The 18,966-nt window shown below is 66.5% G+C and carries 8 protein-coding genes and 1 pseudogene; 8 read left to right on the top strand and 1 reads right to left on the bottom strand.

All coding sequences use genetic code 11. The features are described from left to right. Positions 1 to 17: 17 nt before the first annotated feature. The 8 genes and pseudogenes from culp6 (at position 18) to BVC93_RS11070 (ending at position 18,101) form a co-directional block, all read left to right on the top strand. Positions 18 to 1,043, top strand: coding sequence for a carboxylesterase Culp6 (gene culp6 / locus BVC93_RS11105; RefSeq protein ID WP_083737210.1), 1,026 nt, complete (start codon positions 18 to 20; stop codon positions 1,041 to 1,043). Between the two features lie 215 nt (positions 1,044 to 1,258). Then, positions 1,259 to 3,147 (top strand): annotated as a pseudogene (gene fadD32, locus BVC93_RS11100) (long-chain-fatty-acid--AMP ligase FadD32). A 37-nt stretch (positions 3,148 to 3,184) separates the two neighbouring features. Further along, positions 3,185 to 8,518: a polyketide synthase Pks13 gene (gene pks13 / locus BVC93_RS11095; RefSeq protein ID WP_083737209.1), complete on the top strand. Its 5,334-nt coding sequence runs from the start codon at positions 3,185 to 3,187 to the stop codon at positions 8,516 to 8,518. Between the two features lie 25 nt (positions 8,519 to 8,543). After that, positions 8,544 to 10,100, top strand: a complete 1,557-nt coding sequence (locus tag BVC93_RS11090) for an acyl-CoA carboxylase subunit beta (RefSeq protein WP_157517207.1) — start codon at positions 8,544 to 8,546, stop codon at positions 10,098 to 10,100. Positions 10,101 to 10,319: 219 nt separating this feature from the next. Further along, entirely contained in the window at positions 10,320 to 12,959 is a 2,640-nt protein-coding gene (locus tag BVC93_RS11085; RefSeq protein ID WP_083740966.1) for a two-component system response regulator, read from the top strand. Beyond that, positions 12,946 to 16,626, top strand: a complete 3,681-nt coding sequence (locus BVC93_RS11080; RefSeq protein WP_083737207.1) for a response regulator — start codon at positions 12,946 to 12,948, stop codon at positions 16,624 to 16,626. Before BVC93_RS11085 ends, BVC93_RS11080 begins: the two co-directional genes overlap by 14 nt. Then, positions 16,626 to 17,495, top strand: a complete 870-nt coding sequence (locus BVC93_RS11075; RefSeq protein ID WP_083737206.1) for a CheR family methyltransferase — start codon at positions 16,626 to 16,628, stop codon at positions 17,493 to 17,495. The genes BVC93_RS11080 and BVC93_RS11075 overlap by 1 nt, the downstream gene beginning before the upstream one ends. 30 nt (positions 17,496 to 17,525) lie before the next feature. Then, positions 17,526 to 18,101, top strand: coding sequence for a chemotaxis protein CheB (locus BVC93_RS11070; RefSeq protein ID WP_236950322.1), 576 nt, complete (start codon positions 17,526 to 17,528; stop codon positions 18,099 to 18,101). On the opposite strand, the gene BVC93_RS11065 is transcribed toward BVC93_RS11070, so the two are convergent. Beyond that, a complete protein-coding gene (locus tag BVC93_RS11065; protein ID WP_083737205.1) occupies positions 18,094 to 18,957 on the bottom strand; it encodes an MBL fold metallo-hydrolase in 864 nt (287 codons plus the stop codon). The two genes, BVC93_RS11070 and BVC93_RS11065, sit on opposite strands and share 8 nt — an antisense overlap. Between the last annotated feature and the right edge of the window lie 9 nt (positions 18,958 to 18,966).

The following is an 18,966-nucleotide window of genomic DNA, read 5'->3' as shown; positions in this document are numbered from 1 at the left end:
AGAACCCCTCTCCATACATGGCCAAGAAGTCCCGTAGCCCCCGTCGGTCCCGGCAACGGCGTCATCGCGTCCTGGCGGTCGTGGCTGCCATAGCGGTCACCATTGCCGTCGCGCTCGTGGTCGCCATCGTGGTGATCGTGGTGCGGCAGCCCGAATCCCCGCCCACGGCCGTTCCCCCGACGGCGGTGCCGCCGACGTCGACCACCCCCGGCAAGAAGCCGCGCCCGGAGTTCCAGGACGCCAGCTGCCCGGACGTGCAGATGATCTCCATCCCGGGTACCTGGGAGTCTTCACCCACCGATGACCCGCTGAATCCGACGCAGTTCCCGCGATCGTTGATGCTGGGCGTCAGCGGTCCCATCGCCGGCTCGTTCCCCGGCCAACGGGTGCAGGTGTACACCGTCCCGTACACCGCGCAGTTCCACAATCCGTTCTCCGCCGACGGGCAGATGTCCTACAACGACAGCCGTGCCGAGGGCACCCGGACAGCCATCAAGGCGATCACGGACATGAACACCAGGTGCCCGCTGACCAGTTACGTGATCGCGGGGTTCTCTCAGGGCGCGGTGATCGCCGGTGACATTGCCAGTGACATCGGCAACGGGCGCGGTCCGGTGGACGAGGACCTGGTGCTGGGTGTGACGTTGATCGCCGACGGTCGTAGGCAGACCGGTGTCGGCAAGGACATCGGACCCAACCCGCCGGGGCAGGGCGCGGAGATCACGTTGCAGGAGGTGCCGACGCTGTCGACGCTCGGGTTGGCCATGACGGGCCCGCGCCCGGGTGGTTTTGGTGCGCTCAACGACCGCACCAATCAGATCTGCGCGGCCGGTGACTTGATCTGCGCAGCTCCGGAACAGGCCTTCAGCATCGTCAATCTGCCTGCCACCATCGACGTGCTGCTGGGCGGGGCGGGCCAGCCCGTGCACGCGCTGTATGCCACGACGCAGTTCTGGCAGCTCGACGGTCAGCCCGCCACGGTGTGGACGCAGAACTGGGCGCGTGGTCTGATCGAGAACGCTCCGCAGCCACCTCACGGCTGAGGAGCCCGAAGGCGACGGAAGGCCGGGCGCACTCAGATTTGGCGGCTCGCGACGGCGGACCGTAACATTAAGGAAAAAATAAGACCTGCATGCGTTGCGGTCCGTCGACTTGCATTCGCGGATCTGTACGATCTGTGAGGTTTGAGGGTGGGGCCGAGACCGGCTGTGAAAGCCGCCGCCAACCCCGGCCTGAGACGTTCTATAAGGAGAGCTGTATGCCGTTCCACAACCCATTCATCAAGAACGGGCGCATCACCTTTCCGGACAACGGCAACTTGGTCCGTCACGTCGAGCGCTGGGCGAAGGTGCGCGGCGACAAACTCGCCTATCGATTCCTCGACTACTCCACCGAGCGCGACGGCATCGCCCGTGACCTGAACTGGGCCGAGTTCAGTGCCCGCAACAAGGCGCTCGGCGCCCGACTGCAGCAGGTCACCCAGCCCGGTGATCGTGTCGCCATCCTCTGCCCGCAGAACCTCGACTACGTGGTGGCCTTCTTCGGCACGCTGTACTCCGGGCGCATCGCGGTGCCACTGTTCGACCCGTCCGAGCCCGGCCACGTCGGACGGTTGCACGCGGTGCTGGACAACTGCTCGCCCACGGCGATTCTGACCACCACGGAGTCAGCAGAGGGGGTGCGCAAGTTCTTCCGCAGCAGGCCGGCCAAGGATCGTCCCCGGGTGATCGCCGTCGATGCCATTCCCAACGAGGTCGGATCCACCTGGGAGCCGGTGGAGATCGACCGCGAGACCATCGCCTACCTGCAGTACACCTCGGGTTCGACGCGGATCCCCACCGGCGTGCAGATCACCCACGTCAACCTGGCGACCAACGTCGTTCAGGTGATCGAGGCACTCGAGGGCGAGGAGGGTGACCGCGGTGTCTCCTGGCTGCCCTTCTTCCACGACATGGGCCTCATCACCGCGCTGATCGCGCCGATGATCGGCCACTACTTCACCTTCATGACCCCGGCGGCGTTCGTCCGCAGGCCGCAGCGCTGGATCAACGAGATGTCGCGCAAGCCGGACGATACCGGCGGCATCATCTCGGTGGCCCCCAACTTCGCCTTCGACCACGCCGCGGCTCGCGGTGTCCCGAAGGAGGGCGACCCGGAGCTCGATCTGTCGTTGTGCAAAGCCGTGCTCAACGGCAGCGAGCCCATCTCCGCGGCCACGGTGCGCCGCTTCAACGAGGCGTTCGGCCCGTACGGTTTCCCGCCCCAGGCCATCAAGCCGTCCTACGGTCTGGCCGAGGCGACGCTGTTCGTGTCCACCACCCCGTCCGGTGAGCACCCGAAGATCGTCAACGTCGATCGCGACGAACTGAACAACCACCGGTTCGTCGAGGTGTCCGCCGATTCCCGAAGGCGGTCGCGCAGGCCTCTGCGGGCAAGGTCGGTGTCGCGGAGTGGGCGGTCATCGTCGACGCGGACACCGCCACCGAACTCCCTGACGGCCAGATCGGCGAGATCTGGATCAGCGGCCAGAACATGGGTACCGGCTACTGGGGCAAGGAGGCAGAGACCCAGGAGACCTTCCGGAACCTGCTGAAGTCACGCACCACCCCTTCGCATGCCGACGGCGCCGACGACGACAGCTTCTGGGTGCGCACCGGCGACTACGGCGCGTTCTACGACGGCGATCTGTACATCACGGGCCGCGTGAAGGACCTGGTCATCGTCGACGGCCGCAACCACTACCCGCAGGACCTGGAGTACTCGGCGCAGGAGTCCAACAAGGCGCTGCGCACCGGTTATGTGGCGGCGTTCTCGGTGCCGGCCAACCAGCTGCCCGATGAGGTCTTCGCCAATGCCCATGCCGGCCTCAAGCGAGACCCGGACGACACGTCCGAGCAGTTGGTGATCGTCGCAGAGCGCGCACCGGGTGCCCACAAGCTCGACCAGGCGCCCATTCACGACGACATCCGTGCCGCCATCGCGGTGCGCCACGGTGTCACGGTGCGCGACGTGGTGTTGACCGCCGCGGGAGCCATCCCACGCACGTCGAGCGGCAAGATCGGCCGGCGAGCGTGCCGGGCGGCGTACCTGGACGGCAGTCTGCGCAGCGGGAAGGTGGCCAATGCCTTCCCCGACGAGACGGACTGACATTCTTTTCTTCACAAGCTGAGTGAGGCCTAGCGATATGAGCGAAAACACTCCCGGCAAGCCTGACTTGAGCGTCCCGGAGATGCGGACGTGGCTGCGCGACTGGGTGGCCAATGCCACCGGTCAGTCACCGGATTCGGTCAACGAGTCCGCGCCCATGGTCGAGCTCGGTCTGTCGTCGCGCGACGCCGTCGCCATGGCCTCGGACATCGAGGACTTCACCGGCGTCACCGTCAGCGCCACCACGGCGTTCAAGCATCCGACGATCGAGCTGCTGGCCCAGGTGATCGTCGAGGGTGAACCCGAAGAGGACCTCAGCGATCTCGAGGGTGAGGACTGGTCCCGCTCTGAAGATCTGGCCGACATCGCGATTGTCGGTCTGGGGACCCGCTTCCCCGGCGACATGAACACCCCGGGCGAGACGTGGCAGGCGCTGCTGGAGGGCCGCGACGCCATCACCGATCTGCCCGAGGGCCGCTGGGAGGAGTTCCTGGCCGAACCGCGCATCGCGGAGCGGGTCGCCAAGGCCCATACCCGCGGCGGCTACCTCTCCGATATCAAGGGATTCGACGCCGAGTTCTTCGCGCTGTCGAAGATGGAAGCCGACAACATCGATCCGCAGCAGCGGATGGCGCTCGAATTGACCTGGGAGGCACTGGAACACGCGCGCATCCCGGCGTCTTCGCTGCGCGGTGGCGCGGTGGGTGTTTTCATCGGCGCCTCCAACAACGACTACAGCTTCATGGCGGTCGCGGACCCGGCGACGGCGCACCCGTACGCCATCACCGGCACCAGCAGTTCGATCATCGCCAACCGGGTGTCGTACTTCTACGACTTCCGCGGCCCATCGATGGCCATCGACACCGCGTGTTCGTCGTCGCTGGTGGCCGTGCACGAGGGTGTGCAGGCGCTGCGTTCCGGTGAGGCCGACGTGGTGGTTGCCGGCGGTGTCAACGCCATGATCACCCCGCTGGTCACCATCGGTTTCGACGAGGTGGGCGGCGTGTTGGCGCCGGACGGGCGGATCAAGTCCTTCTCCTCGGACGCCGACGGCTACTCCCGCGCGGAGGGCGCGGGCATGCTGGTGCTCAAGCGGGTCGCCGACGCACGCCGCGACGGTGACCAGATCCTGGCGGTGATCGCGGGCAGCGCCGTCAACCACGACGGCCGCTCCAACGGCATGTTGGCCCCCAACCCGGACGCTCAGGCCGAGGTGCTGCGCAAGGCGTACAAGAACGCCGGGATCAACCCGCGCACCGTCGACTACATCGAGGCGCACGGCACCGGCACCATCCTCGGTGACCCCATCGAGGCCGACGCGCTGGGCCGCGTGGTCGGCAAGGGCCGCGCCAGCGATCAGCCGGCTCTGCTGGGTGCGGTGAAATCCAACGTGGGACACCTGGAGTCGGCTGCCGGCGCCGCCAGCCTGGCGAAGGTGACCCTGGCGCTGCACCACGACAAGATCCCGCCGTCGATCAACTACGCCGGACCCAACCCATACATCGACTTCGACCGCGAGCACCTCAAGGTCAACGACACGGTCACCGACTGGCCCCGCTACAGCGGCCACGCCATCGCCGGTGTCTCGGGCTTCGGTTTCGGTGGCGCCAACGCCCACGTGGTGGTGCGCCAGGTGCTGCCCAGTGATCTGGTGGAGCCCGAGGTCGCGCCGAAACCTGTTGTGGCACCTGAGAAGTCCGAGGCGAACGCGGTCTACGTCGGTGGCGTGCGGATGGACGAGTACGGCGAGTTCATCGACGAGCCCGAGGAAACCCTCGACTTCTACGGCAATGAATCCTCTCGTGTCGAGGACGAGCACGAGTTGCCGGGCCTCACCGACGAGGCGCTGCGCCTGCTCGCGGTCGCACGCGAAGAACTGGATGCTTCCGAACCGGTGACACCCATTGTGCCGCTGGCTATTTCGGCGTTCCTGACTTCCCGCAAGAAGCTGGCCGCCGCCGAGCTCGCCGACTGGATCGACAGCGAGGAAGGCCGGGCCACCTCCCTGGAGGCCATCGGGCGCTCCCTGTCCAAGCGAAACCACGGCCGCTCGCGTGCGGTGATCCTGGCCCACGACCATGACGAGGCCGTCAAGGGCCTGCGTGCGGTGGCCGAGGGCAAGCAGAGCCCACTGGTGCTGTCCACCGACGGACCGGTCACCAACGGACCGGTGTGGGTGCTCGCCGGCTTCGGCGCCCAGCACCGCAAGATGGGCAAGAGCCTGTACCTGCGCAACGAGGTGTTCGCGCAGTGGATCAACACCGTCGACGCCCTGATCCAGGACGAGCTCGGGTATTCGATCGTCGAACTGATCCTCGACGATTCGCAGGACTACGGCATCGAGACCACCCAGGTGGTCATCTTCGCCATCCAGGTGGCCCTCGGTGAGCTGCTCAAGCATCACGGCGCCAAACCCGGTGCGGTGGTGGGGCAGTCGCTCGGCGAGGCCGCTGCGGCCTACTTCTCCGGTGGGCTGTCGCTCGAGGACGCCACCCGCACCATCTGCTCGCGCTCGCACCTGATGGGTGAGGGCGAGGCCATGCTGTTCGGCGAGTACATCCGGTTGATGGCGTTGGTCGAATACTCCGTCGACGAGATCAAAACGGTGTTCTCCGACTTCCCCGATCTCGAGGTGTGCGTGTACGCCGCGCCGACGCAGACGGTGATCGGCGGACCGCCGGAGCAGGTCGATGCGATCATCGCTCGTGCCGAGGCCGAGGGCCGTTTCGCCCGTAAGTTCCAGACCAAGGGCGCCAGCCACACTCAGCAGATGGACCCGCTGCTCGGTGAACTGGCCGCGGAGATCCAGGGCATCCAGGCGCGTCCGCTGGAGACGGCGTACTTCTCCACGGTGCACGAAGGCCGGCTGATCCGCGCCGGAGCCGAGCCCATCCACGACGTGGAGTACTGGAAGAAGGGGCTGCGCCACAGCGTCTACTTCACCCAGGGCATCCGCAACGCGGTCGACAACGGCCACACCACGTTCCTGGAACTGGCGCCCAATCCGGTGGCGCTGATGCAGGTCGGGCTGACGACGGCCAGCGCAGGTCTGCATGATGGCCAGCTGATCCCGACGCTCGCGCGCAAGCAGGACGAGGTCGACTCGATGACCACCGCCATGGCGCATCTCTTCGTCCACGGCCACGATCTCGACATCCGGACGCTGTTCGAACCGACCGACGACTTCGAGGGCGGCTACGCCCACATCCCGCCCACCCGGTTCCGGCGCAAGCCGTACTGGCTCGACGTCCACTTCTCCGGCGACAACTCCGGCATCATGCCCGGCGCCCACGTGTCGCTGCCGGACGGCAAGCACGTCTGGGAGTACGCGCCGCGCGGCAACACCGATCTGGGTGCGCTGGTGAAAGCGGCTGCCAAGCAGGTACTTCCGGACGCCACGCTCACCGCATCCGAGCAGCGGGCCATCGCCGGTGAGGGCGCCCGGTTGGTGACCACCCTGACTCGCCATCCCGGTGGGGCGTCGGTGCAGGTGCATGCCCGCATGGAAGAGTCGTTCACCCTGGTGTACGACGCCATCGTCACCCGCGCGGGGCAGGGCGGCGCCTTGCCCGTGGCCTCTGCCGTCGGTGTCGCCACCACCGAGATCGTGACCGAAACCGAAGTGGTGGAGGACGACGCCGAGATCCTTTCCGACAACCTGACCGCGGGTGCCGGTCTGGCTGCGAGCTTCGCCAAGTGGTCACCGGACTCCGGGGAGAGCATCGGTGATCGCCTGGGCGCCATCGTCGGCGGCGCCATGGGCTACGAACCCGAGGACCTGCCCTGGGAGGTGCCGCTGATCGAACTGGGTCTCGATTCGTTGATGGCGGTGCGTATCAAGAACCGTGTCGAGTACGACTTCGATCTGCCGCCCATCCAGCTGACCGCGGTGCGCGACGCCAATCTCTACAACGTCGAGAAGCTGATCGCCTACGCGATCGAGCACCGCGACGAGGTGGCCCAGCTGCACGAATTCCAGAGCACCGCAAGCGAAGAGGAAGTAGCCGCCGCGCAGGCCGAGCTGCTGGGTGGCGCCACCACGGCTGCCGAGATCGAGGAGCGGCTGGCCGGTCTGTCTGATCCCGGTGTCGCTGCCGAGGCCGAGGAGCTCAACGAGAAGGCGGCGGCCACGGCGGACACCACCCCTGCCGACATCCCGCCGCCACCCACCAACCCTCTGGGCGACAAGCCGCTACCGCCCCCGCCCACCGATCCCACCGGTCAGAACCGGAGCCAGCCCGATCTGGCTGCGGCAGCGGCCGCACTGAACCAGCAGGCCATCGCCGAGGCACTGAATTCCGATGTGCCACCGCGTGATGCGGCCGAGCGGTTGACTTTCGCCACCTGGGCCATCGTCACCGGCAAGAGCCCCGGCGGCATCTTCAACCAGCTGCCCGCCCTCGACGACGCCACCGCGGCCAAACTGGCGCAGCGGCTCTCGGAGCGCGCCGAAGGCACCATCACCGCCGAGGACGTCACCTCGGCGCCGAACATCGAGGCGCTGTCGACCACGGTGCGCGAGTTCCTCGAAGCCGGCGAGCTCGACGGCTTCGTGCGCACCATCCGCAAGCCCGAAAACGACGCCCAGGTGCCGGTTTACGTGTTCCACGCCGCGGGTGGGTCCACGGTGGTCTACGAGCCGCTGCTCAACCGGCTGCCGGAAGGCACGCCGATGATCGGCCTGGAGCGCGTTGAGGGCACCATCGAGGAACGCGCCGCGGTGTACGTGCCGAAGCTCCTCGAACTCAATGGGGACAAGCCGTTCATCCTGGCCGGATGGAGTCTGGGTGGGGCGCTGTCCTATGCCTGCGCCATCGGGCTCAAGGAGGCCGGTGCCGACGTCCGGTTCGTCGGGCTCATCGACTGCGTGCGCCCCGGCGTGCCGATCGACACGTCCACCGAAGGCACCCGCGCCCGCTGGGACCGCTACGCCAAGTTCGCCGAGAAGACGTTCAACGTGCAGATCCCCGCGATCCCGTACGAGGAGCTCGAAAAGCTCGACGACGCAGGGCAGGTCGAGTTCGTCCTCAATGCCGTCAAGGATTCCGGTGTACAGATCCCCGGCGGCATCATCGAGCACCAGCGCACGTCCTACCTCGATCAGCGGGCTCTCGACGTCGCCGAGATCAAGCACTACGACGGGCACGTCACGCTGTACATGGCCGACCGCTACCACGATGACGCCATCACCTTCGAACCCGCGTACGCCACCCGCCAGCCCGACGGAGGTTGGGGCGAGTACGTGTCCGACCTCGAGGTGGTCAACATCGGCGGTGAGCACATCCAGGCCATCGACGAGCCCTACATTGCCAAGGTCGGCGCGCACCTGAGCCAGGCCATCAACCAGATCCAAGCCAACCAGGGAAAGTGAGCGCGGCGTGACGGACGAGAACCCGGTGAAGCAGGCTCCTGCGACCACGGCGGAGAAACTCGCCGACCTGCGCGAGAAGCTGGAGCTGGCCAAGGAGCCAGGCGGCGCCAAAGCCGTTGCCAAGCGCGAGAAGAAGGGCATTCCCAGCGCCCGCGCCCGCATCTACGACCTGGTCGATCCGGGCAGCTTCTTCGAGATCGGCGCGCTGGCCAAGACTCCGGGTGACCCCGCAGCGCTCTACGGCGACGGTGTGGTGACCGGGCACGCCACCATCAACGGGCGCCCGGTCGGGGTGTTCAGCCACGATCAGACGGTGTTCCAGGGCACCGTCGGAGAGATGTTCGGCCGCAAGGTCGCCCGGCTGATGGAGTGGGTGGCCATGGTGGGCTGCCCGATCATCGGCATCAACGACTCCGGCGGCGCCCGCATCCAGGACGCCGCGACCTCGCTGGCCTGGTACGCCGAGCTGGGACGTCGGCATGAGCTGTTGTCCGGGCTGGTGCCGCAGGTCTCCATCATCCTCGGCAAATGTGCCGGCGGAGCGGTGTATTCGCCCATCCAGACCGATCTCATCGTGGCCGTGCGCGACCAGGGCTACATGTTCGTCACCGGACCCGACGTGATCAAGGACGTCACCGGTGAGGACGTCTCACTCGACGAACTGGGTGGCGCCGATCAGCAGGCCCGCTACGGCAACATCCACCAGGTGGTCGAGGACGAGAAGGCGGCTTTCCAGTACGTCCGCGACTACCTGAGCTTCCTGCCGCCCAACACCTTTGACGAAGAGCCCGTGGTCAACCCCGGGCTGGAGCCCGAGATCACGCCCCATGACCTCGAGCTGGACACCATCGTGCCGGACGCCGACAACATGGGCTACGACATGCACGAGATCCTGATCCGCATCTTCGACGACGGCGAATTCCTCGACGTGGCAGCACAAGCCGGGCAGGCGATCATCACCGGTTATGCCCGCGTGGACGGCCGCACCGTCGGCGTGATCGCCAACCAGCCGATGTACAACGCCGGCGCCATCGACAACGAGGAATCCGACAAGGCCGCCCGCTTCGTGCGGTTCTGCGACTCGTTCAACATCCCGCTGGTCTTCGTCGTCGACACCCCGGGCTTCATGCCCGGTGTACAGCAGGAGAAGAACGGCATCATCAAGCGCGGCGGTCGCTTCCTGTATTCGGTGGTCGAGGCCGACGTCCCGAAGGTCACCATCACCATCCGCAAGTCCTACGGTGGCGCGTACGCGGTGATGGGATCCAAGCAGCTGACCGCCGACATGAACTTCGTCTGGCCCACCGCCCGCATCGCGGTGATCGGCGCCGAGGGCGCGGCGCAGTTGCTGGTGAAGCGGTTCCCCGATCCCACTGCGCCGGAGGTGCAGAAGATCAAGGCGGACTTCATCGAGGGCTACAACCTGAATCTGGCCACCCCGTACATCGCAGCCGAGCGCGGTTACATCGATGCGGTCATCGAGCCGCACGAGACCCGGCTGAAGCTGCGCAGCGCCATGCGGTTGCTGCGCGACAAGCAGATCACCCGCGTGCAGCGTAAGCACGGCCTCATCCCGATCTAGACCGGCCGCGGGCGGGGGTGTCGACGTCGGTTCTGCAGTTCGCTGAAGTCAGCGGAACCGAGGCCGGGCGGCTGTCGGCAGCAGGCTCTTTCTCGCGAGGTCGGCTGCCATCTCCTGGGATTCCCGTTAGGCTGTCCCTCGCGGATCGCTTCGCCGACGCGGATTAGCGGGCCGGGGTGGTGGGCATCTCGTTCGAGACCAAGGCGGGTGGAAGTCGGGGTGCTTGTACCGGAAGTGGCGAGTCAGGATTCGCGGATCTCGACGTCGGAAACCGGTGTGGTCTCGCAGGATCAGCAGGTGGTCCTGGTCGTCGACGACGACGCTCGACTACGCGACGTGCTGGCCACCGTTCTGACACCGCTCCAATGCGAGATCGTCCAGGCAGGTTCGGGAGAAGAAGCGCTGACGCTGCTGCTGCGGCGACGGGTTGCGGTCATCGTCCTCGACATCAACATGCCGGGTATGGACGGTTTCGAGACGGCGCAGTTGATCCGCGACGTCGAGGAACTCGCCTCCACACCGATCATCTTCCTGACCGGGCAGGCCGAGGCGGCTGACCTACACCGAGGCTACGATCTGGGCGCTGTCGACTTCCTGGTCAAACCGGTTTCCCGGCAGGTGTTCTACGCCAAGGTGAAGGCGTTGCTGGAGCTGGACCACTCCTTTGTGCGACTCCGCCAGGAGGCGGCCAAGCTGCACGAGCAACAGCTGCAGGTGGCCCGGGGCGCCGAGATTCGCCAGCGGGAAGAGCTGGCCTTCACCCGCCGCCGCGAGCGGCTCACCAACATCTTCGCCGAGGCCAGCATCGACCTGGCGTCCCTGGAGAAGACCATCGTCGCGGAGATGAGCTCGATGTTCGGCGCCGACTGTGTGCTGCGGTTGCCGAGTCCTGAGCAGGGCTGGAATTATTCGCTGGCGCCCGCCGGCGGCAATCCGGACCGGCTGCGGGCCTGGCTTGTCGAGCACATGGCCGGGGGAGCCGCCACTGCATCACACCCGGCCGTGCTGGTGGAGGAGATGACCGCCAGGAGCCAGCAGGTCGGCGTCGTCTGTGTCGGGCGGAACGCGGACTTCTCCGAGTCGGATGCCGCGTTGTTCCGCGGGGCGTCGGTGGCGGCGGCGCTGGCGGTCTCCAACGCGACGCTGTACCGGGTGGCCGCCGAGTATGCAGCCGTCATGCAGGCCACCGGTGACGCGATCCTGGCCGTCGACGCCTCCGGTGAGATCCGCAGCTGCAACAAGGCCGCCACCGCGCTGTTCAGCGGGCAAGGTGACGCCCTGATCGGCCGGTCCATCGTGGAGTTGGCAGCCGAGGGCCATCGCGAGCGCCTGCGCGAGCAGATCGACATCACGGTGACCACACTCCAGGAGATCGCCTTGGAGATGACGCTGTGTGCGCATGACGGCCGTCCTGTCGATGTGACGATCACGTTGTCGCCCATCGGAGGATCGGTGGATCTGCATGTGGCCGCCGTGGTTCACGACCTCACCGAGATCAAGCAGGCGCAGACCGAGATCCGGCACCTCGCCAGCCACGATCCACTGACGAATCTGGCGAACCGCCGACAGCTCAACGAACGGCTGGCGCTCCTGGCGCGGCACCGGGTCGCCGGCTCGAGCCTGGTGGCGATGCTCTACCTCGACGTCAACCACTTCAAAACCGTCAATGACACCTACGGACACGACACCGGAGACGAGCTCCTCGTGGAGATCGCGCGCCGGCTGCGTTCGGCGGTGCGCGGTGACACCCTGGTGTGCCGGGTCGGCGGCGACGAGTTCATCCTCGTGTTCGAGGACGTGTCGTCCACCACGGCGGCGGTGGCCGCGGGCAACCGCATCCTGGCTGCGGCGCAGTCGGAACCGGTGCGGTGCAGGAACGTCACGATCCAGCCGTCACTGAGCATGGGCATCGCCTGTCTGGGGGCCACCGCGCACACTCCCGAGGAACTGCTGACGCAGGCGGACATGGCCATGTTCGAGGCCAAGAAAACCCGATCCAAGGAGTGTGTGCTCTACACCGAGATGATCGGCTCGCAACACCAGGGCAAGGTATATCTGCGGGCCGAGGTGTCCGACGCCATTGCGCGATCGGATTTCCGAATGGCCTACCAACCGATCGTGGATTCGAGGACGCGCACCCTGTTCGGTTTGGAGGCGCTGGTGCGTTGGCGCGTCGGTGACGAGGAGATCCCGGCAGGAGAGATCATCGCGCTGGCCGAGGATGCCGGTCAGGTGGGGCCGCTGGGCCGGTGGATCGTGACCCGCAGTTTTGCGGACTTCGTGGCGCTGGGCCGCGATGATCTCAAACTCCACGTCAACCTGTCGCCGGACCAGGTGCTCGACACCAGCTTCCTGGACCACCTCGTCGCCGCCCAGCGGGACAACGGAATCGCCCCGCAGCGGGTCTGCCTGGAACTCACCGAGGGCGCGTTCTCCGGTGACCCCACCCCCGCGCACGAGGCGTTGCGGCGCGCCCGCGAGATCGGATTCAGTTTGGCCATCGATGATTTCGGGGTGGAGCACTCGAGTATGTCGAATCTGATGCACGTTCCGGTGGACTGGCTCAAGATCGACCGGTCTTTTATCGCCGAGGTCAACACCAATGATCGGGTGCAGCGGTTGGTGCGCAGCCAGATCGCGGTGGCGGCCACCATGGAGGTCGACCTGATCGCCGAAGGCGTCGAGACCCAAGAGCAGGCCGATTGGCTACGCGACGCGGGATGTGTTCTACAGCAAGGCTTTCTGTATGCCCGCCCGATCGAGGCCACCGATCTGAGCGCGTATGTGGAAATCGGACGGCGGTTCGGCCCGGCAACGGCACCGGCTGAAGCTAAGGTGAGCGTGCATGGCGGGCAGTGAGATCAGCACCAAGCTGTCTATCCGACAGCTGATCTGGATTCTGCTGGGCATGGTCACCTCCGTCTTTGTCCTGTCCCTGGTGGTCACGGTCGCCGGCAGTATCACGGTGGCCAGCGCCGTCGGTGAACTCAGCCAGCGGATGCTGCCGGCGCAGGCCGCAGCCGCCGACTTGAGCGCAGCGTACGTGGACCAGGAAACCGGCCAACGCGGGTTCCTGCTCACAGCTGACCCGGCATTTCTCATGCCATACGAAGAGGGCAAGGACACCGCGGATCAGCTGGTGAGCGAGCTTCGTGTCATCCTGGCCGGCGACGCCGAAGGGAACCGGCAGCTCGATGAGGTGGTCTCGGCCGCCACGGACTGGGTTGCTCAGGCCGGCGAACCCCAGATCACGGCTCGGCGTGCCGGCCCCCTGACCCAAGATCAGACCGAAGCGATGACCCAGCTGGGCAAGAGCCTTTTCGACACGCTGCGGGAGCGGCTGACTGATCTGCAGAACCGCACCGAGCAGCTGATCGATGCCCAGCTGGAGCGGGTGGGCGCCGCGCAGCTGTTCTCCAACATCGCCCAGGCGGTGTCCGCGGCTCTGCTGGTGTTCGTCGTGGTCGCCGCCGTCTGGATGTCGCGCCGGCTGCTGACCCGGCCGGTCACCAGTGTGCTGGAAGACGTGACCGCGGTTGCCGACGGCGCCGGGGACCGCGCGATTCGCCGCGTGGGTCCGCGTGAGATCGCGGTGCTGGCCGGCGCGGCGGAAACCATGCGCGCCAACCTCCACGTCACGAACGAACGCCTCGCCGATCAGGCCAAGCTGAGTGAAAAGGCACGCTTGGCCAAGGAGATTCAGGCAGATCTGATGACCGAGGTGCAGGGAGTGTCCGAGCCGGCGGCCGCCTGCTCGCTCATCATCTCGCGCACCGCGCAGGCGCTGGGCGCCAACCACGGAGCGCTGTATCTGCAGCAGCCCGACGACCCCGACAGGTATGCGCTCACCGCGTCGTACGCCTTCCACCGCCGCAAGGGGTTGCCCAACTCCTTCGGCCTCGGCGACGGTCTGGTGGGTCAATGTGCGTTGGAGGGCAACAGGATCGAGGTCACCGGCGCTCCCGGCGACTACGTCGAGATCGTGTCGGGGCTGGGTAGGACGGAACCGGTGGCGCTGCTGCTGGTACCGATCAAGTTCGAGACACACGTGCTCGGTGTCATGGAGCTGGCCGCGTTGCGGTTGTTCACCGACGAGGACACCGAGATGGCGGAGAGCATCGCTCTGGGAGTCGGAGCGGCGCTGAGCGCCATCGAGTCCGCCCAGCGGACGCGCGAGCTCCTGAAGGTGTCACAGGCGCAGACCGAGGAGCTGCAGACCCAGGAGGAGGAGCTGCGGGCGGCCAACGAGCAGCTGTCCCAGCGCGAAGACCTGTTGTCCGCCCAGAACGCCGAACTCGAGGAGACCACCGAGGAACTGCGTACGCAGCAGGAGGAGCTGCGGGCCAGCTCCGAACGGCTGGAGTTCCAGGCCCAGACATTGGAAGCCAAGAACGAGGAACTGGAGCGGCTCAGCGGATCCCTGGAGGCCAGGGCCGAGGAACTGGCGGTCTCCTCGAGGTACAAGTCGGAGTTCTTGGCCAACATGAGCCATGAGTTGCGGACGCCGCTGAACAGCATCTTGATCCTGGCGGGACTGCTCACGGACTCCGATGATCCGCTGACCGAGAAACAGCACGAGTTCGCCGAAACCATCCAGCAGTCCGGCAAAGACCTGCTGAACCTCATCGACGAGGTTCTGGACCTGGCCAAGGTGGAGTCGGGTTCGATGTACCTCGAGCAGGAGCTGATCAACGTCTCCGATCTGGTGAGCTTCCTGGAGCGCACGTTCGGGCCTGTCGCCGGGGCCAAGGGCGTGGAGTTCGGTGTGGTGGTCGACAGCGCTGCACCGCGGCAGTTGACCAGTGACTACACGCGCGTCAAGCAGATCGCCAAGAACCTGGTGGCCAATGCGGTCAAGTTCACCGACCGGGGGTCGGTGACGGTGCGGCTCAACGCAAGTGGTGACGCCTCGGGAGGTCCGGGCAACCAGTTCCTCTCGATGGCAGTGGTGGACACGGGCATCGGCATCGACGAGAACGACCACAACCTGATTTTCGAATCGTTCCAGCAGGCCGGCCGCGGCACTGCGCGACAGTACGGCGGCACGGGTCTGGGACTGGCCATCAGCCGTGAGCTGGCCCGCCATCTCGGCGGTGACATCACACTGCGCAGCGCGCTGGGTGAGGGTTCGGTGTTCACCTGCTACCTGCCCATCGGTACTGCGATATCGGCACCCGCATCTGCGGCTGCCCTCGAGCCGCCGAAAACGGCTGCGCCGCAGGAGCCGGCTCCGATTGCGGAGACGGTCGAGGGGGAGGACTCCGACACCAGGTTCGGAACGGTGGACACCTCGTCGGTCGCCTGGCCCGAAGGCAGCCGGCCCGTCCTGCTGATCGTGGAGGATGATCCGACCTTCGGCCGGATGTTGGCCGAGCTGGCCTCGGAGGCCGGTTTCGCCTCCGTGGTCACCGCCAGCGGCAGAATGGCTTTGGCGCTGGCCAAGGAGCGCAGGCCGGCCGCCATCACCTTGGACATCGGCTTGCCGGACATGGCCGGGTGGGTGGTGCTCGACGTCCTCAAGCACGATCTCGCGACCCGCCACATCCCGGTCAACGTGGTGTCCGGAGCCGATGACGACGGCCGCGGTCGGCGGATGGGGGCCATCCAGACACTGCACAAACCCGCCGATATCACCGATTTGCGTTCGATGTTCGCCGGCATCGCCGATTTCCTGAAGCCGGGTCCCCGTCACGTGTTGGTGGCCGAGGATGACGCGAACCAGCGGCAGGTGGTCAAGCACATGATCGAGAGCGACGACATCGACATCACCACCGTGGGCACCGGAGCGCAGGTGCTGGCCGAACTGGCAGGGCCCACCACCTATGACTGCCTGGTCTTGGATCTGGGTCTGCCGGACATCGACGGCATCGATCTGATCGAGCGCATCAAGGACCAGCTCAAGCAGAAGAGCCTGCCGGTGATCGTGCACACCGGCCGTGAGCTGACATCGGCAGAAACGGAGCGTCTCGAGGCGCTGGCCGCGGCGATCGTCCTGAAGAACGCGAAATCGCCTGAGCGACTGCTGGATGAGACGGCGTTGTTCCTGCACCGGGTCGCCACGGAGATGCCGGATTCGGCGCGGGAGATCCTCTCCAACCCCAGGCGTGTCGACGAGTCCCTCGAGGGCAACACCGTCCTGCTGGTCGACGATGATGTCCGCAACGTGTTCTCCCTTGGCAGTGCACTAAAGCGGTATGGCATCACGGTGGTGCCCGCGCGCAACGGACAGGAGGGGCTCGACAACCTGGCCGCTCACCCGGAGGTGGGGCTGGTGCTGATGGACATCATGATGCCAGTCATGGACGGGTATGAGGCGATGCGGCGTATCCGGGCGGACGGGCGCTGGCGCAACCTTCCCATCGTGGCGCTGACCGCCAAGGCCATGAAGGGCGACCGCCAGAAGTGCCTGGACGCAGGCGCTTCCGATTACGTCACCAAACCCGTCGACATGGACCAACTGACCTCGGTGCTCCGGGTCTGGCTGGCGAGTCGACCGCGGACGCAGCGCGAGCCATCCGAGAACTGATGCCTGAGTCTGCACAGCGGCCGGAATCGGAGCGGACCAGGGAACTCACCCTGATCGAGGCAGAGGCGTTCTTCTACACGGTCTTCGAGTACCTCGGATACGACTTCCGGCACTACAGTGACGCCTCGCGCAACAGACGTCTGACGGCGTTCGTGGAGCGGTACAAGCTCGGCACCATCTCGCAAGCGCAGGGACGGGTGCTGCGCGAGCCCGACCTGCTGGCGGCGCTGCTGTCCACCATGACGGTGAATGTCACCGAGATGTTCAGGGATCCAGCGGTGTTCGCCAAGATTCGCGCGGAGGTGCTGCCCAGGCTCGCGACGTTCCCGCGGATCAGGATCTGGATCGCGGGCTGCGCCACCGGGGAGGAGGCGTACTCCGTGGCGATCCTGCTGGACGAGGCCGGCCTGCTGGACCGCAGCACCATCTATGCCACCGACATCGACAGTGACTCGCTGCGGGTGGCCACCTCGGCGATCTACCCCGCCGATGCCATGGTGCGTGCCACCCGCAACTACCACGCCAGCGGCGGACAGCGGCCGTTTTCGGACTGGTACGTCGCAAAGTACGACCGGTGCATCCTGAGTCCGCACCTGCGTTCGCGACTCGAGTTCTTCTCGCACAATCTGGCCACCGACAGTGCCTTCGGCGAATTCAATCTGATCATGTGCCGCAACGTCTTCATCTATTTCGAGGACACCCTGCAACGCCGCGCCGAGGGAATCTTCCGCGAAAGTCTGGCTCCGTTCGGCAATCTGGTGATCGGCCCTCGTGAGGCTCTCACCGGCGACGGCGCCACGATGTTCGCCCCGTTGGACCGCCGGCTGGGGATCTACGCCACGAACCACCGCCAGCGTGCCCGGCCCTGAGGTCGTCGTCATCGGCGGCAGCGCTGGGGGATGAAGGCGCTGCGGGGCATTCTGGAGACCCTGCCCGGCATCGGTGAGGCCATCGGTGCTGTGGTGTTGCACCGTGCACCTGACTACTCTCCGCTGATCGAAGTGCTGCAGACCTACACCGACATCCCGGTGTGGGAACCGAGTGACAGCCCCTGGCAGTGTCCCAGGGGTGCGCTGACGGTAGCCCCCGGCGGCTACCATCTGCTGCTCGGGCCGGGTCGTCGGGTGTCGGCGCAGCCGCAGACGTCCGTCGGGCAGTACGAGCCGGCATCCGGTGTGCGCGCGCACCTGTCGTTGGATGCCCCGGTGGCCTACTCCCGTCCCTCACTGAACGTGACGTTCTCCAGCGCCGCGCAGCTTCCCAATCCCGTGACCGCCGTGCTTCTTTCGTGTGCCAACGAAGACGGCGCCGCGGGGTGTGCGGCGATCCGGGCGGCCGGTGGGCGTGTGGTGATCCAGGACCCGGCCACCTGCGAGGCGCCCGTAGCCGTCAATGCCGCACTGCGGTTGGTCCAACCCGACCATGTGGCTGACCCGCGCGGTATCGGCGAGTGGCTGTCGGCCCGGCTCAGATAGGTTCGAACTCCAACCAATCGTCGACGGCGAACCGGTCGCCCCGGGCCACCAGTCGAGCTGCCCCGCGGCCCGGATAGTGCGCGGGTATCACCGCGGCACGCCGCCGGGCCGCCTCGGTGAAGATCCGTCTGCGGGTGGCCGCGGCCTCATCGGGGGAGACGTCGAATGCGCAGGGATCCGACGAGCGGGGGATCTGGATGGGACAGTGTGTCAGATCGCCGACGAACACGGCGGGTACTCCGGCATCCAGCCACAACACCGACGAGCCGGGGGTGTGCCCGGCGGCGGGTCGCAACCACAGTGAGTCGCTGATGCGGTGGTCACCGCTGAAGAGTTCGGTCTGTGCGGACACCGGAAGGATGCTGTCGGCGAACACCATTCGCATGCCGTCGTTGGTGGTCGCAGCGTCGGGGGCGAAGAAGCGGTGGTCTGCCTCGGGCATCAGGTATCGAGCATTGGGGAATGTCGGAACCCAGGCGCCGTCGACCAGGTGGGTGTTCCAGCCCACGTGATCGGTGTGCAGATGTGTGTTCACCACGACGTCGACGTCTTGCGGGGCCACACCAAGGCCGGCCAAAAAACCGGTCCGCAGATGATCCAGCGGCGGCATGTGGGGGCGGTCGCGGTCATTGCCCACGCCGGTGTCCACCAGCACGGTCAGGCCGTCGACCTCGATGACCCAGGTCTGGATGGCGATTCGCCACTGGTCGGTGTCCGGGTTCCAGAACGTGGGTGCCAGCAGCGCCGCGTTCTGGTGCCAGGCCTCGGGAGGCGTTTGTGCGAACAGCCCGGTGCGCATCTCGACCTGCAGTTCGACTGCCCGGCTGACGACGGCGTGACCGAGGCGGACCGACATCCTGTGAGC

The organism is Mycobacterium sp. MS1601, from assembly GCF_001984215.1.
In the GTDB taxonomy this organism is placed as follows: Bacteria; Actinomycetota; Actinomycetes; order Mycobacteriales; family Mycobacteriaceae; genus Mycobacterium.
The sequence above is the reverse complement of the archived record's forward strand: the minus strand, read 5'-3'. Positions and strand labels throughout refer to the sequence as shown.